This is a genomic window from Pseudomonas sp. GGS8 (assembly GCF_024168645.1).
Classification (GTDB): domain Bacteria; phylum Pseudomonadota; class Gammaproteobacteria; order Pseudomonadales; family Pseudomonadaceae; genus Aquipseudomonas.
Window position 1 is genome coordinate 4760788 of the sequence record NZ_JALJWF010000001.1, and the last position, 15440, is coordinate 4776227.

17 protein-coding genes are annotated in these 15440 nt (G+C 59.5%); 10 read left to right on the forward strand and 7 right to left on the reverse strand.

Translation table 11 applies throughout. From position 1 onward, the window contains the following. From narH to J3D54_RS21465, 8 genes are all read left to right on the forward strand, one after another. Complete coding sequence (narH, locus tag J3D54_RS21430; protein ID WP_038982852.1) at positions 1-1539, forward strand: nitrate reductase subunit beta; 1539 nt, start codon at positions 1-3, stop codon at positions 1537-1539. Positions 1540-1541: 2 nt separating this feature from the next. Beyond that, the gene (gene narJ, locus J3D54_RS21435) at positions 1542-2297 is read left to right on the forward strand and encodes a nitrate reductase molybdenum cofactor assembly chaperone (protein ID WP_253422418.1); all 756 of its coding nucleotides are present in this window, start codon (positions 1542-1544) and stop codon (positions 2295-2297) included. Then, positions 2290-2970 (forward strand): respiratory nitrate reductase subunit gamma, encoded by a 681-nt coding sequence (gene narI / locus J3D54_RS21440; RefSeq protein WP_253422420.1) that lies wholly within the window; start codon positions 2290-2292, stop codon positions 2968-2970. Before narJ ends, narI begins: the two co-directional genes overlap by 8 nt. A 10-nt stretch (positions 2971-2980) precedes the next feature. Beyond that, on the forward strand, positions 2981-3937 hold the full coding sequence (locus J3D54_RS21445; RefSeq protein WP_253422421.1) for a peptidylprolyl isomerase: 957 nt from the start codon (positions 2981-2983) through the stop codon (positions 3935-3937). A 25-nt stretch (positions 3938-3962) separates the two neighbouring features. Then, positions 3963-4955, forward strand: a complete 993-nt coding sequence (gene moaA / locus J3D54_RS21450) for a GTP 3',8-cyclase MoaA (RefSeq protein ID WP_253422423.1) — start codon at positions 3963-3965, stop codon at positions 4953-4955. A 250-nt stretch (positions 4956-5205) separates the two neighbouring features. Next, the gene (locus tag J3D54_RS21455; RefSeq protein ID WP_253422425.1) at positions 5206-7221 is read left to right on the forward strand and encodes a ribonucleoside triphosphate reductase; all 2016 of its coding nucleotides are present in this window, start codon (positions 5206-5208) and stop codon (positions 7219-7221) included. Between the two features lie 32 nt (positions 7222-7253). Further along, the gene (gene nrdD / locus J3D54_RS21460; RefSeq protein ID WP_017338867.1) at positions 7254-7421 is read left to right on the forward strand and encodes an anaerobic ribonucleoside-triphosphate reductase; all 168 of its coding nucleotides are present in this window, start codon (positions 7254-7256) and stop codon (positions 7419-7421) included. After that, a complete protein-coding gene (locus J3D54_RS21465) occupies positions 7418-8113 on the forward strand; it encodes an anaerobic ribonucleoside-triphosphate reductase activating protein (protein WP_253422426.1) in 696 nt (231 codons plus the stop codon). Before nrdD ends, J3D54_RS21465 begins: the two co-directional genes overlap by 4 nt. 15 nt (positions 8114-8128) lie before the next feature. On the opposite strand, the gene J3D54_RS21470 is transcribed toward J3D54_RS21465, so the two are convergent. From J3D54_RS21470 to J3D54_RS21485, 4 genes are read right to left on the reverse strand one after another with little or no spacing between them, the layout of a single operon-like run. Beyond that, positions 8129-9508 carry a 4Fe-4S binding protein gene (locus J3D54_RS21470; protein WP_253422427.1) on the reverse strand — a complete coding sequence of 460 codons (1380 nt, stop codon included), beginning with the start codon at positions 9506-9508 and terminating at the stop codon, positions 8129-8131. Then, positions 9496-10350 (reverse strand): FTR1 family protein, encoded by an 855-nt coding sequence (locus tag J3D54_RS21475; protein WP_253422429.1) that lies wholly within the window; start codon positions 10348-10350, stop codon positions 9496-9498. Before J3D54_RS21475 ends, J3D54_RS21470 begins: the two co-directional genes overlap by 13 nt. A gap of 17 nt (positions 10351-10367) precedes the next feature. Further along, the gene (locus J3D54_RS21480; RefSeq protein WP_253422431.1) at positions 10368-10700 is read right to left on the reverse strand and encodes a cupredoxin domain-containing protein; all 333 of its coding nucleotides are present in this window, start codon (positions 10698-10700) and stop codon (positions 10368-10370) included. After that, a complete protein-coding gene (locus J3D54_RS21485) occupies positions 10701-11225 on the reverse strand; it encodes an iron transporter (protein ID WP_253422434.1) in 525 nt (174 codons plus the stop codon). A gap of 210 nt (positions 11226-11435) precedes the next feature. On the opposite strand from J3D54_RS21485, the gene J3D54_RS21490 reads away from it, so the two are divergent. Continuing rightward, complete coding sequence (locus tag J3D54_RS21490; RefSeq protein WP_253422436.1) at positions 11436-11648, forward strand: DUF3079 domain-containing protein; 213 nt, start codon at positions 11436-11438, stop codon at positions 11646-11648. Positions 11649-11699: 51 nt separating this feature from the next. Here the strand turns inward: J3D54_RS21490 and J3D54_RS21495 are convergent, their stop codons facing one another. Beyond that, positions 11700-12032: a helix-turn-helix domain-containing protein gene (locus tag J3D54_RS21495; protein ID WP_301293662.1), complete on the reverse strand. Its 333-nt coding sequence runs from the start codon at positions 12030-12032 to the stop codon at positions 11700-11702. Between the two features lie 275 nt (positions 12033-12307). On the opposite strand from J3D54_RS21495, the gene J3D54_RS21500 reads away from it, so the two are divergent. Further along, positions 12308-13051, forward strand: coding sequence for an SDR family NAD(P)-dependent oxidoreductase (locus J3D54_RS21500; protein ID WP_253422438.1), 744 nt, complete (start codon positions 12308-12310; stop codon positions 13049-13051). A gap of 72 nt (positions 13052-13123) precedes the next feature. On the opposite strand, the gene J3D54_RS21505 is transcribed toward J3D54_RS21500, so the two are convergent. Next, complete coding sequence (locus J3D54_RS21505; RefSeq protein ID WP_253422440.1) at positions 13124-14323, reverse strand: MFS transporter; 1200 nt, start codon at positions 14321-14323, stop codon at positions 13124-13126. 86 nt (positions 14324-14409) lie between these two features. Beyond that, a complete protein-coding gene (locus tag J3D54_RS21510) occupies positions 14410-15432 on the reverse strand; it encodes an alpha/beta hydrolase (RefSeq protein ID WP_253422442.1) in 1023 nt (340 codons plus the stop codon). Between the last annotated feature and the right edge of the window lie 8 nt (positions 15433-15440).

Here is a 15440-nt window from a genome sequence, read left to right on the forward strand (position 1 = left end):
ATGAAGATTCGCTCACAAATCGGCATGGTGCTGAACCTGGACAAATGCATTGGCTGCCACACTTGTTCGATCACCTGCAAGAACGTCTGGACCAGCCGTGAAGGCATGGAATACGCCTGGTTCAATAACGTCGAATCGAAACCCGGCATCGGTTACCCGAAAGAATGGGAAAACCAGGACAAGTGGAAGGGCGGCTGGATCCGCAATGCCAACGGCACGATTAACCCGCGCATCGGCGGTAAATTCCGGGTGTTGGCGAACATTTTTGCCAACCCCGATCTGCCAAGTCTCGACGACTACTACGAGCCATTCGACTTCGATTACCAGCACCTGCACACCGCGCCGCTGGGCGAGCATCAGCCGACCGCGCGTCCGCGTTCGCTGATCTCCGGCAAGCGCATGGAGAAAATCGAGTGGGGCCCGAACTGGGAAGAAATCCTCGGCACCGAATTCGCCAAGCGCCGCAAGGACAAGAACTTCGACAAGATCCAGGCGGACATTTACGGCGAGTACGAAAACACCTTCATGATGTATTTGCCGCGCCTGTGCGAGCACTGTCTCAACCCGACCTGCGCGGCGTCGTGCCCGAGCGGGGCGATCTACAAGCGTGAAGAAGACGGCATTGTGCTGATCGACCAGGAAAAATGCCGTGGCTGGCGGATGTGCATCAGCGGCTGCCCGTACAAGAAGATCTATTTCAACTGGAAAAGCGGCAAGTCCGAGAAGTGCATCTTCTGCTACCCGCGTATCGAAGCCGGGATGCCGACGGTCTGCGCCGAAACTTGCGTCGGGCGCATCCGCTACCTCGGTGTGCTGCTGTATGACGCCGACCGCATCAGCGAAGTGGCGAGCACTGCCAATGAGCAGGACCTGTACGAGAAGCAACTGGAGATCTTCCTCGATCCAAATGACCCGGCGGTGATTCGCCAGGCCCTGGCCGATGGCGTACCGCAGTCGGTGATTGATTCCGCCCAACGTTCACCAGTCTACAAAATGGCCGTGGACTGGAAACTCGCACTGCCGCTGCACCCGGAATACCGCACCTTGCCAATGGTCTGGTACGTGCCGCCACTGTCGCCGATCCAGAACGCCGCCACTGCCGGCACCGTGGGCATGAACGGGGTGATCCCGGACGTCGACAGCCTGCGCATTCCACTGAAGTACCTGGCGAACCTGCTGACCGCCGGCGATGAAAAACCGGTCAAGCGTGCGCTGAAACGTTTGCTGGCGATGCGCGCTTACAAACGTTCCGAGCAAGTCGATGGCGTTCAGGACCTGCAAGTATTGAAGGATGTCGGCTTGAGCGTGGCGCAGGTGGAAGAGATGTATCGCTACCTGGCGATTGCCAATTATGAAGACCGCTTTGTGGTGCCGAGCGCACACCGCGAAGACGCCATGAGCGACGCCTTTGCCGAGCGTTCCGGGTGCGGTTTCAGTTTCGGTAGCGGTTGCAGCGGCAGTTCCGACACCAACATGTTTGGTGCGAAGAAAGCCAACCGTCGCGACATCCTCAAAACCGTGCAGTTGTGGGAGGAATGAGCATGCAAATTCTCAAAGTGATTTCGCTGCTGCTCGACTATCCGACCGAGACGCTGATTGGCGGGCGCGACGAACTGGAGCAAGCGATTATCCAGTCACGGGAAATCAGCCCCAAGCAACGCGGCGCGTTGTTCGAATTGCTGGAGCTGATCTGCGCCAATGACCTGATGGATGGGCAGGAGCACTACGGTGCGCTGTTCGGTCGGGGGCGCTCGCTGTCGCTGCTGCTGTTCGAGCATGTGCATGGCGAATCCCGCGACCGTGGTCAGGCGATGGTCGACATGATGGCGCAATACGAAGCCGCCGGTTTTGCTATCGGCGTCAAGGAGCTGCCGGACTATATCCCGCTGTACCTGGAGTTTCTCTCCACCCGCGAAGACCTCGAGGCCCGCGAGGGCCTGGCGGATGTTTCGCACTTGCTGGCCTTGCTCGCGGCGCGCCTGGAAGAGCGCGAAAGCGCTTATGCCAGTTGCTTCCGGGCGCTGTTGCAAATTGCCGGGGCCGAACCGCATCAGGCGGTGGCCGATTTGCGGGCGCAGGTAGCGGCGGAACCGCGCGACGACTCCCTCGAAGCCCTCGACAAGATCTGGGAAGAGGAGGCCGTGGACTTTCTCCAGGCCGAACAGCAAGACCGTTGCAGTTCGTTGCCTAGCGCCCCGGGCAAGGCCCGGGAAGAAAGCGCGGTGCCGTTGCACTGGGTGGATTTTCAGCATGAAGGGTTGGCCACCGTGCCAGCCGAGGAGGTCGGCAATGTCTAAATGGAACCTGTTGTTGTTCGGGATCTACCCCTATGTCGCTTTGGCCATTTGCCTGATTGGCAGCTGGGCGCGCTTCGATCTGTCGCAATACACCTGGAAGGCGAGCTCCAGCCAGATGCTCAACCAGCGCGGCATGCGCATGGCGAGCAACCTCTTTCACATCGGTGTGTTGTTCATATTGGCCGGGCACTTCGTCGGCCTGCTGACGCCGGCGTCGGTTTATCACCATGTGATCAGCACTGAGAACAAGCAGTTGCTGGCCATGGTGTCCGGCGGGTTTTTCGGCCTGTTGTGCTTGATCGGCTTGCTGATGCTGGTCAATCGGCGGCTCAACGATCCACGGGTTCGCGCCGCCTCCAGCGCTTCGGACATTCTGATTCTGCTGGTGCTCTTGGCGCAGTTGCTGCTCGGTCTGCTGACGATCGTCGCGTCCACTGCACACATGGACGGCTCGGTGATGGTGATGCTCGCCGACTGGGCACAGAACACCGTGCTGTTGCGGCCGATGGAAGCGGCGGCCTCCATCGCGCCGGTCGGGCTGACCTATAAACTGCACGTGTTTCTCGGCTTGACCCTGTTCGTGTTGTTCCCTTTCACCCGTCTCGTACACATGATCAGCGCACCGATCTGGTACCTGGGGCGTCGTTATCAAATCGTTCGTCAGAAGTATTGAGGAGACAATCATGTCAGGTGGATGTGGATGTGGCGGCGGTAACGGCGGCAGCGGTGGCTGCGGTTCTTCAAAACAAGCAGAGTCTTCGGTGCCGGACGTTGTCGACATCGCGCCGTTCGAAGCACTGCCGGTTGAGCCGGCGGCTGCCGATGACGCCCCGGCGCAGTTGATCGCCAGCAGCGAACAGGAGTGGCCGATCATCAGTGTCAACGAGGTGTCGATCACGCCGCAGGCAATGGCCCAGGAGCTGCAATATCATCCGGCCGAAAGCCGTGAGGAAGCGGTGTACCTGGCCGCCAGGGCACTGGTGATCCGCGAATTGTTGCAGCAGCGCATTGCCGAACTTGGCCTGGCGCTGGAGATCGGCGCTGGTGAGAACGAAGAAGAAGCGGCTACACGCTTGTTGCTCGAACGCGAGGTGCACGTGCCGCAGTGCGACGAGGAAACCAGTCTGCGCTACTACGAAAACAATCGCGGGCGCTTTCACAGCGCGCCGTTGCTGGCGGTGCGGCACATTCTGCTCGAGTGCGCGCCGGATGATGTCGAGGCTCGCAGCCTTGCGCATGCTCAGGCCGAGATATTGCTGCAGCGTCTGGAGGATTTCCCCGGCAGTTTCGCCGAGCTGGCGGTGAAATATTCGGCCTGCCCGTCGAAGGCTCAAGGCGGTTCCCTGGGGCAGATCAGCAAGGGCCAGACCGTGCCCGAACTGGAACGTCAGCTGTTCACGCTGGCGCCGGGCCTGGCTAGCAAACCGCTGGAAAGTCGCTACGGCTGGCATGTGGTCAGTGTCGATCAGCGGATCGAAGGCATGCCGTTGCCCTATGAAGTAGTGTCGACGGCGATCCGCACGCAGTTGCAGCAAGGCGTCTGGCAAAAAGCCCTGGTGCAATACCTGCAAACCCTGATCGGTGCGGCGGATATTCGCGGTATCCACTTGCAGGGCGCCGACTCACCGCTGGTGCAGTGAGCCTTGGGGTAAACGGGGAGATGTGATGAACGCTGTCATGCAGGATGGTTTTGGGCGGCAGATCGATTATCTGCGGATGTCGGTGACGGACCGTTGTGATTTTCGCTGTGTGTATTGCATGGCGAAAAACATGACCTTCCTGCCGCGTCAGCAGGTGCTCACACTGGAAGAGTTGCAGCGCCTGGCAACGTTGTTCGTCGGGTTGGGCGTCCGCAAAATTCGTCTGACCGGCGGCGAACCGCTGATTCGTCCGGGCATTGTCGGACTGTGCCGCAACATCGCCGCGCTGCCCGGTTTGCGCGAACTGGTGATGACCAGCAACGGCTCGCAGCTGGGCCGTCTGGCCCGGCCGTTGGCGGAGGCAGGCGTCAAGCGGATGAACATCAGCCTCGATAGTCTGGACGGGCAGAAGTTTCGCGCAATCACCCGCAACGGCGATCTCGATCAGGTGCTGGGTGGCATTGAAGCGGCGCGGGACGCGGGGTTCGAGCGGATCAAACTCAACTGCGTGGTGATGAAAGGGCGCAACTTCGATGAAGTCCCGGCGCTGGTGCAATACGCCATCGATCAGCGCATCGATATCAGTTTCATCGAGGAAATGCCCTTGGGTAACGTCGGGCGTTCCCGGGGTGAATCGTTTTGTTCCAGTGACGAAGTGCGGGCGCTGATCGCCAGCCAACATCGGTTGCTCGACAGCACCGAGAACAGCGGCGGACCGGCGCGCTATGTGCGTCTGGAACGCCATCCCGATACCCGGATCGGTTTCATTTCACCCAACAGCCACAACTTCTGTGGCAGCTGCAACCGGGTGCGGATGACCGTTGAAGGGAAGCTGTTGCTGTGTCTGGGTCAGGACGATGCCCTGGATTTACGCGGATTGCTGCGACGTTATCCGCTGGATGATCAACCCGTGATCAATGCGGTCCAGAAAGCGCTGCGCGGCAAGCCGTTGCGCCATGACTTCAGCCCTGAAGGGGAGGTGCAGATTGTGCGGTTCATGAACATGAGCGGCGGTTGAGCTGATCTGCGCGGTTTGTAAGAACACAGATGATCAAATGTGGGAGCGGGCTTGCCCGCGAAGAGGCCATCACATCCAACATCAATGTTGACTGATAGACCACCATCGCGGGCAAGCCCGCTCCCACAGTCACAGATTCACCGGCAAATCTTGATATCGATCAATTGCAGAACAGCGCTTTGCCCGTAGTCTTCACTGCATGTTGTGTTTGTATGTTTAAAAAAATCTATATGTAGTATCTGGAGGCCGAATGCAGAGCACGCTGATCTCAGTAGGATGTAACCGCTTACACAAGCGCGATGGCAGTCTGGTCGCCTTCGATGCCGACAAGATTCGTCAGGCGTTGATCGCCGCCGGCAAAGCAACCGGGGAGTACACCGACGTTGAAGTCGAAGGCTTGCTCGAGGCGGTACTCGCACGGTTGGAAGGGCTGCCAAGGTTGCATGTCGAGCAGATCCAGGATCGTGTTGAACGGGTGTTGATGGACGCCGGTTTCTTCTTCGCCATGCGTGCCTACATCGTTTATCGCGAACAACACGGGCGTTTGCGCCGCGATCGCCGGACCATGGTCGAGGTGGCGACCTCGATGAACGAATACCTGGACCGTGAAGACTGGCGAGTCCAGGCCAATGCCAATCAGGGCTATTCCCTGGGCGGGCTGGTGTTGAATGTGTCGGGCAAGGTCACCGCCAACTACTGGCTGGACGAGGTGTACAGCGAGGCCATCGGCCGGGCTCACCGCGAGGCGGATTTGCATGTGCATGACCTGGACATGCTCGCCGGCTACTGCGCCGGGTGGTCGTTGCGCACCTTGTTGCACGAGGGGCTCAACGGTGTGCCGGGGCGTGTCGAAGCCGGTCCGCCGAAGCACTTGAGCAGTGCCCTGGGACAAATGGTGAATTTCCTCGGCACCCTGCAAAACGAGTGGGCCGGTGCTCAGGCATTCAGTTCATTCGACACCTACCTGGCGCCCTACGTGCGCAAGGACCAGCTGAGTTATCAGGAGGTGCGCCAGGCGATCCAGGAGTTCATCTACAACCTCAACGTGCCGTCACGCTGGGGCACCCAGACGCCGTTCACCAACCTGACCTTCGACTGGGTGTGCCCGCAGGATCTGCGTGAGCAGATACCCGTCATCGGCGGGGAGGAAATGCCGTTTGCCTATGGCGACTTACAGGTCGAAATGGACCTGCTCAATCGCGCCTACATCGAGGTGATGCAAGCCGGCGATGCGAAAGGGCGCGTGTTCACCTTTCCGATCCCGACCTACAACATCACCCATGATTTTCCGTGGGACAGTGAGAACGCCGACCGTCTGTTCGAGATGACGGCGCGGTACGGTTTGCCGTACTTCCAGAACTTCCTCAATTCGGACATGCAGCCCAATCAGGTGCGTTCGATGTGCTGCCGGTTGCAGCTGGATGTGCGCGAATTGCTCAAGCGCGGCGGCGGTTTGTTCGGCTCGGCGGAACAGACCGGGTCGCTCGGCGTGGTGACCATCAACTGTGCACGCCTGGGCTATGTGTTCAAGGGCAATACCAGTGGTTTGTTACAGCGTCTGGACGCGCTGATGGAACTGGCGATGGAGAGCCTGGAGGTCAAGCGCAAGGTCATTCAGCACCATATGGATGCCGGTTTGTACCCTTACACCAAGCGCTACCTGGGCACCTTGCGCAACCATTTCTCCACCATCGGCCTCAACGGCCTGCACGAAATGCTGCGCAATTTCACCGGCGACGAGGAGGGCATGCACACCGCACAAGGCCGCCAGTTTGCCCTGAATCTGCTGGACCATGTGCGCGCCACGTTGCTGCGTTTCCAGGAAGAAACCGGTCACCTCTACAACCTGGAAGCGACACCGGCGGAGGGCACCACCTACCGCTTCGCCAAGGAAGACCTTAAGCGTTATCCGGACATTCTCCAGGCGGGCAGTACGCAGGCGCCGTATTACACCAACTCCTCGCAACTGCCCGTGGGCTACACCGAAGACCCCTTCGAGGCCCTGGAACTTCAAGACGAACTGCAATGCAAATACACCGGCGGCACGGTCCTGCACCTGTACATGGCCGAGCGGATTTCATCGACCCAAGCCTGCAAGCAACTGGTGCGCAAAGCCCTTGGACGCTTCCGTCTGCCGTACCTGACCGTGACACCGACCTTCTCCATCTGCCCGGTGCATGGCTACCTCGATGGCGAGCATGAGTTCTGTCCCAAGTGCGATGAGGCCCTGTTGCTGCAAGAACAGAAAACCGGCGCTGTTCATTGATTTCGATCCACTCAACCGCAAGGAGCTTCACCATGACTGCATCGCAAACACTGCCCCAGGCTCAGCGTCAACGCTGCGAAGTCTGGACCCGGGTGATGGGCTATCACCGTCCTGTGTCGGCGTTCAATCCGGGTAAACAGTCGGAGCACCGCGAGCGGGTGCACTTCACTGAAAGCGCGGCACTGGCCGGGCGCCAATGAGTCGAATGCTTCGGGTCGGGGGCATGGTGCCCCTGACCACTATCGACTATCCGGGACAGCTCGCCTGCGTGCTGTTTTGCCAGGGTTGCGCCTGGCGTTGTCGTTACTGTCATAACCCGCAGCTGATTCCGCCTCGTGGCAGTGAGGAAGTGGATTGGCGGCGGGTGTTGGCGTTTCTGCAACGTCGCCAGGACCTGCTCGATGCCGTGGTGTTCAGCGGCGGTGAGCCAACCTTGCAGGACGGTTTGCTCGGGGCCATGGATGAAGTGCGGGACATGGGCTTTCGCATCGGCTTGCACAGCGCCGGCATCAAGCCCGCGGCCTTCGCCAAGGCACTGACTGGCGCGGATTGGGTCGGTTTCGACGTCAAGGCGTTGCCCGAGGATTGCCAGGCCATCACCCGGGTCGAGGGCAGTGGAACGGCCAACTGGCGCAGCCTTGAGCATCTGCTGGCCAGTGGTGTGGACTACGAATGTCGCACCACCGTGCACTGGCATCTGTTCGAGCCGGAGCGCCTTCTGATCCTGGCAAAACGCTTGAGTGCGCTGGGCGTCAAACGCTTCGCCGTGCAGCTGGTTCGCACCGAGCGGATGTTCGATCCGCTGTTGCCGAGCGTTTCGGCTCAAGCATTGCTGCCGGAGTTGTGGGACGCCCTGCGCGAGTTGTTCCCAGCCTTCGTACTACGCGGGTAACGGGGGCTGGGGAACTCAAGCCCAGCCCCAGAACTGCAACCACCAGCCAAATCCCACCATGCCTTCGGCCAGTAGCAGGCAAGCGATGGCTGACCCGCGACGCACCAGGGAAAGCCTTTCGTGGCTCAGCCGCTTGTAGCCCAGGAGCAGGCTCCAGCCCATTGCAGCCAGTAACAGACAGGCCCTGGCGGGTTGTACCCACTCCAGCAGCAGGCCTTCATAACGCAGTAATTTGACGGTGGTGGCCGACAGCCCGAGAAACAGTCCGGCACCCCCCAGTGGCGTGAGTGTCAGTGCCAGGGGCCCATACAGTGTGCGATCTCGCGCCAGCCGGGCTGTCAGGCGCAGGAGCAGCATCAACGCTGTGCCGAGCACGATCGAACTCAAACTCAAGTAAGCGACGATGCTGAAGCCGTCGAGCCAACTGAAGCTGTCGTTGAGTTGCGGGTAATGGGTGAGTAGCCACCAGGGGGCGTTGTCCTGCAAGGCCCAGAGTTGGTTGTGTTCCACCAGCCATTGGGCGAGGGATTGTTTGAGGGCGATAAACCATGGGCTGACCGTCCACTGAAACGCGCCCATGGCCAAGCCGATCACGCCGAACAGCAGCAAGCGGACATCCCAAGGGGACAGGGTCTGCGCCGTCGCGTGAAGAATCTCCTGATTGCTGGAGCGGGCGATCAGTTGAACGGCACCGCGTTGCCTGCTGCAGCGTCCGCACGCGTGGCAATCACTGGCGCCTTGCAGGCGACGGATGTCGAGCAGGGGAGCGCAATTGGGGGGCGGCAGGCGTGGTGCGGCATTCGCTATCCAGCGTTGTTCATCGACCTGAAAGTGCACAGGGGCCAGACGCGCGAGCAGGGCGAAAACGCCGCTGACCGGGCACAGATAACGGCACCAGACTCGCTTACCCCGGGCGAACAACAACCCGACGATGACCGCTGCGACGGTTGAGCCACCCAGAATCAACAGTGCGGCCTGGGCGTAGTCATAGACGCTGATCAACTGGCCGTAGAGGGTCGTCAGGCAGAACGCCAATGTGGGCCAGCCGCCCCAGCGCACCCAACGCGGCACACCCAGGCCTTTGCCATAATGGCTGGCCCACTCGCTGAGCGAACCTTCCGGGCACAGAACGCCACACCAGAGTCGGCCGAAGCACACCATCGACAGCAACACGAACGGCCACCAGATCCCCCAGAACAGAAACTGCGCGAGCAAGGTCAGGTTGTCGAATATCCGTGCCTGGCTGTCCGGCAGCGGCAGCGCTGTCGGTATTACCAGCAGCAACGCGTAGAACAGTACAACGGCCCACTGCACGACGCGAATGACCTGCGCATGGCGACGCATCCCGTCACCCAGGCGCTGGAGCCATCGATTGTGTTGGCTCAGTTCAGGCATGGGACGTTTCGCGCAGTACGTTGCCGAAACCAACCGCCGACAACCAGCCAATAGCCGACCCATACCAGCAAGGTCATACCGCTGGGCGTCGCGCGATAACCGGCAAACCCGGCCAGAAAACCACCCAATCCATGGCTGTCGTTCAGTAACGCGCTGCTGTCCCATAGCGCTTCGCCAACGATGCGGTAAACCACGTCCGGCACCTCCAGGGCGAGCAGTTGGCCGCCGATTCGCTCGGTACCGCTGACCAGCAACGCCGCGCCGAGCATGAGCAAGATGACTTCGCTGATGGCAAAGAATCGTTGCCATGAAATGAAGCGGCGACTGCTGTGCAGCAGCGTAATGGTCAGCACCGACAGCACCAGTCCCAACACGCCGCCGACGGCAAACAAGCCGAGCTGCGGACCTCGCAACCGGGCACCGGCGCCATAGAGAAACACCACTGTTTCGCTGCCTTCACGGCTGATCGCGAGCATGGCCAGCAGTAATAGACCTGCGCCTCCTTGTCGAGCCAGGTGGCTATCGGCGTGCCGTCGCAAATCGTGGTTGAGGGTGCGCCCGTGACGGTGCATCCAGCCGACCATTTGCACCATCAACAGGCTGGCAACCAGGGCGAGTGCGGCATGGAACCATTCACTGGCCGACCCGCTCATGGCCTCACCGGTAAACAGAATCAACACCGCCAGCAGGCCAGAGAGCATCAACCCCAGCAGCACACCCGCCCACAGGTATTTGAACAAGCGATGACGTTGGCCTTGCTGGCTGGCCCAGGCCTGGAGAATACCGATCACCAGCAACGCCTCGACGCTTTCGCGCCAGACGATGAACATTGATTGATTCATGGAAGCTCCGTGACAGGTTATTTCGCGAGGATGCCGCCCTCGGGCAATTGCGGATTGAACTCGTCGAAAAAGGGATAGTGGCCGGGCCTGAGCGGGTGAATGACGACGAAGGTCGTCACGCCCGGCGACAGGACTTTTTCGACCCGCAACGGCGTGCTTTCGAACTCGGCCGGCCCCTGACCGCTATTTTTCAGGACGATCTTGAAGCGCTGTCCGGCCGGAACCTCGAGCAAGGCAGGAGAGAAGTGGCCATCGCGCAGGGTCAGCTCAAAGCTCGGCAACTCGGCATGGGCCGCCAACGGCGCAACGGCTCCGGCCACCATCAGCCAGGCAAGATGCAGGCGCTTCATTCAATAGCCGCCTTTTTTACCGATGCCGGCGTAGATGAACTCGTAGTGCAGTTCGCAGCGTTCGAACCAAGGCGCTACACCGGTTTCCTTATCGGTATGACGCCCGAGGGAGCCGTGACCGGTGGGTGGCAGGACGGTGAACGTCAGCTGATATTTGCCGGGGCCAAGCAGCTTTACATTGTCGCCATAGTGCGGGCCGTCATTGGCGACCATGGCATGGAAATCGCCGTTGAGCTCTGGGTCGCTGCCCTGTTTTTTCAGGTTGAAAGAGACGTTCAGGTAGGGCACGAAACTGCCTTCCTGAAAACCCTGTCGATTGTCCGCCGTGGCCCGAATATCGGCTTCGAGGTGGATGTCGGAATCCGCGGTGGCGCGCATCATCCCGGCAGGCGCCATCTCGATCGGTTGCAGATACACCGCCCCGACTTCCAGCCCCTGACACAGCTGGGGTTCCCCGATCGGGTATTCCTTTGCATGAGCCAGCGGTACGAGCAAGAGCAGGGCGAGTGAGAGGTGGGGACGCATAATGTCTTCCTGGGGCACTGACGAGTGGGAGCCCTAGTCTAGGAAGCTTTTCTGCGAACAATAATGATTGTTATCAAGTTTTGAGCAACTAAGCCGATGGCTCGCGATAGAGGGGGCAGTCGCTCGATGTCGATTCTTGATATCGATCAAGGATGGTTTTGCACAAAGGCTGTAGGTTGAAAAGACGTCTCTCAATGATCGGAGATCGACATGGCCAAGAACTTCCCCGTCAACCCCAAGCACCCCGAGCGGATCTGTTGGGGATGCGACCGGTATTGTCCAGCCAAGTCCCTGGCGTGCGGCAATGGCTCCGACCGTACGATGCATCCGGCCGAGCTGTTCGGGGAAGATTGGCATCAGCCTGGCGACTGGGGTATCGAGTCCCTCATTATCACAGACAAGACAGAGAGTAACGGCGTCTAGTGCACGCCCCGACTGGCCGATTGCTGCCAAGGTGGCACCGTTGCCCGACGCTTAAGTGCTTTTGGGTTTACGCCCGCGCGAACTCGGCTTCACCGGTACGCTTTTCCCATACTCGCTCCACCATAACGCGAGTGCCTCCATCGTCGGCCCGAGCGCGCGGGCTTTTGCCGTCATTTCATATTCGACGCGAGGGGGCACTTGCGCGAAGACTGTTCGTGATACGAGGCCATCGTTTTCGAGCTCACGCAGTTGTGCCGTCAGCATATGCTGAGTGATGCCGCTAATCGCCTTGCGCAGTTCTCCGAAGCGATAGATCCGCTGGTTCAGCAACCACATGATTTCCAGCTTCCACTTGCCTGAGAGCAGCGCAAATGCGCGGCGCATTTCCTCGTGCATATTGACCTGATCGTCACCATTAGTCTGGTTTTCCAGACTAAACACCACTTTTTCATCCTACTTGTAGCTTTTCATATTAGGCGACATCTTTGACCTAAGCCCACATCAGTGTCCGCAAACCTCGCGGTGCGTTGCCGGCAGCTATTTGCCTGGCGTTGCTGGTCGCTTCTTTCTTCACCCAAAACACTGCCCGTGAAGTGCCGTCACCCTACGGCCAAGTAACAACGGCAAATCGAGTAACGCCTAACTGATTGGAGATCAATATGTCCCGACTCAATGGAAAAGTAGCCATCGTCACCGGAGCCGGTCGTGGCATCGGCCGCGCCACCGCCAAGCTGTTCGCGGCGCAAGGTGCGAATGTGGCGGTTCTTTCGCGCACGGCTGAAAATGTCGATCAGGTCGTCGCCGATATTCAGGCGGCGGGCGGTGTCGCGCTGGGAGCAATCTGCGATATCGCCGATCCCGATCAGATCAACGCTGCCGTAGCCAAAGTGGTGGCTGCGTATGGCCGAATCGATATCCTGGTGAACAATGCCTTCGACCCCTCGGTCGTCCTTTCATCAGTGATGGATCTGACGGCCGAGCAATTGCAACGCAATTTTGCGATGGGGCCGATTGCGTATCTGCGCACGATGCAAGCCTGTTATCCCCACCTCAAAGCCAGCGGGGAGGGCAGGGTCATCAACTTCGCCTCGCTGGCCGGGGTCATTGGCTTGCCGGGCTATGCCCCTTACAACATGGCGAAGGAGGCGGTGCGTGCCTTGACTCGCTCGGCGGCAAGGGAGTGGGGCGCTGACAAGATCACTGTAAACAATGTCATGCCGGTGGCAGACACTTGGGGTACTGCGGCGGATGTGCCTGCGCCCACTAACGTACTTGGCCGTTATGGATCGCCTGAAGAGGACATTGCGCCGGTTGTGCTATTCCTCGCCAGCAAGGATGGGCAATTTCTGACGGGATACAGCCTGACGCCGGATGGTGGCCAAATCATCGACAGCGCACGCTGATTTTACCGTCCGGCTCCGAACGTTTGCTCCACCGAAACCACAAGAAACGCCTTGGCGCGTCTTGTGGTTTTTTCAAGCGATATTCACCGATGCAACAGGCTCCCGCGAGGCTGCGCGTGCAGCCAGGAAGGCAAGAACAGCTGCCACGCCCAGCAACGCGGCACTCAACTCGAAGGTTGTTCGATAACCGCTTGAGTCAAAGACCAGCCCGCCAACGGTCGCCCCCGATGCGATGGCCAGTTGAATGATCGCCACCATTAAGCCGCCTCCCGTTTCAGCAGCCTCTGGCAATGTTCTGGCCAGCCATGTCCACCATCCCACCGGTGCAGCAGTCGCAACCAATCCCCAGAGGCCCAACAAGACAGTCGTGGTTGCGGCCGAACTGCCGAACGAAACCAGCGCCAGTGCCATCACCGCCATCAAGATCGGGATGATGATGAGGGTGCGATGCAGGCCATTTTTCAGGAATGGTTCAATCAGGAAGGTTCCCGCGAGGCCCGCCAGACCCAGGACGAGCAACATCAGCGACAACATGGAAACACTGACGTGCGTGACCGTTTCAAGGAAGGGGCGCAAATAGGTAAACAGCATGAACTGCCCCATGAAAAAGACACTGACCGCCACCATGCCTGACGCGACGGGTAGGCTCGTCATCAACCTGAAGACATTTCCAGTGCCTGAACGGCTCTGCGACTTCATCGCTGGCAGGCTGAACAGAAGCCAGACAAAGGCAACTATCGCGACCGGGATGATGCACAAGAATGCGCCGCGCCAGCCGATCAAGGCTCCGAGAAAACTGCCCAAAGGTGCCGCAATCACTGTCGCCAGAGCGTTGCCTCCGTTGACGATTGCCATCGCGCGAGTGATCTGGTCATCAGGCACCAGGCGCATGGCGGTTGCCGCCGACAGCGACCAGAAGCCGCCTATTGCCACACCGATCAATGCGCGGCCGATCATGAACACCCAGTAGTTCGGCGCGAACGCAACCACTGTTCCGGAAAGGATCATCAACAGGGTCAGTGAAAGGAGCAGCGGTTTGCGGTCGACCCGCGCAGCCACCGAGGCGATCAGAAGACTGGCAAACAGCGCAAACAACCCAGAGACAGAAATGCCCTGGCCGGCTTGCCCCTCGGTGATATGCAGATCGGCGGCAATCGGCGTCAGCAGGCTGACGGGCATGAATTCCGATGCCACCAGGACGAAGGCGGCGAGCGACATGGCGAATACGGCACCCCATGATTTGTGAGGCACTGGGTGAAGGTGATCAGTCATTGTTTGAATCCTGTATTGCGCGAAGCGTCGCAGCCCCGGGAACGAGGCTACGAGAGAACCGGTGCCCGGCCAGGGCACCGAGCGGGCTACTTCAGGTTGCTTTTGAAGAACGTGGTCAACTTGGCGAATGGAATGAGGTTGACCCGGTCGTAAAGATCCACATGCCCGGCATCTGGAATGATGAGCAGTTCTTTGGGTTCGACAGCCCGTTTGTAGGCATCCTCACTGAACTCGCGGGAATGTGCCTGGGCGCCAGCAATGAACAGCAGCGGGCGAGGAGAGATAGTCTCGATGTCGTTGAACGGATAGAAGTTCATGAACTTCACATTGCTGGTCTGCGTCGGCATGGTGGTTGTCTGCGCCGATGCGCCAGCCGGAGTGACTTCGCCTCGCGGCGTGCGATAGAAGTCGTAAAACTCGTCACCTACGGCGTTGCCGGTCAGTTTGAGCGGCGTGCCGCCGGTGTAGCGGATTTCACCGCCCTGGAATTCGGCATCGCGCTGCTCGGTCGCTTCGCGAATGATCTGCTGGCGTTGTTCTACCGTCACACCGTGCTTGAGGCCATTACGATTGGCCGCGCCCATGTCATACATGCTGACGGTGGCGATGGCCTTCATGCGCGGATCAATCTTGGCCGCACTGATGGCGAAGCTGCCACTGCCGCAGATGCCGATGACACCGATACGTTCACGGTCGACAATCGGGCGAGTGCCGAGAAAGTCCACAGCGGCACTGAAATCTTCCGCGTAGATATCTGGCGAGACGGCTTGGCGAGGCGTGCCCTCGCTTTCGCCCCAGAACGACAAGTCCAGCGATAGCGTAACAAACCCCTGCTCGGCCATTTTGGTGGCGTACAGGTTCGCACTCTGCTCCTTTACCGCGCCCATGGGGTGGCCAACGACGATGGCGGCGTTTTTCGTTTTCGGATCGAGGCCTTTCAGGGTGAACAGATTGCCCACCACCTTCATACCGTATTGATTGTTGAAGGTGACTTTTTCTACCGTGACTTTTTCGCTTTTGTAGAAGTTGTCCGCGCCGTTCGACAGAACGGCGCCCATTGAAGAAAAGGAGGTAACAAACAGCCCTAGGGCAAGCAGAATACCTTTCACTGGATAGT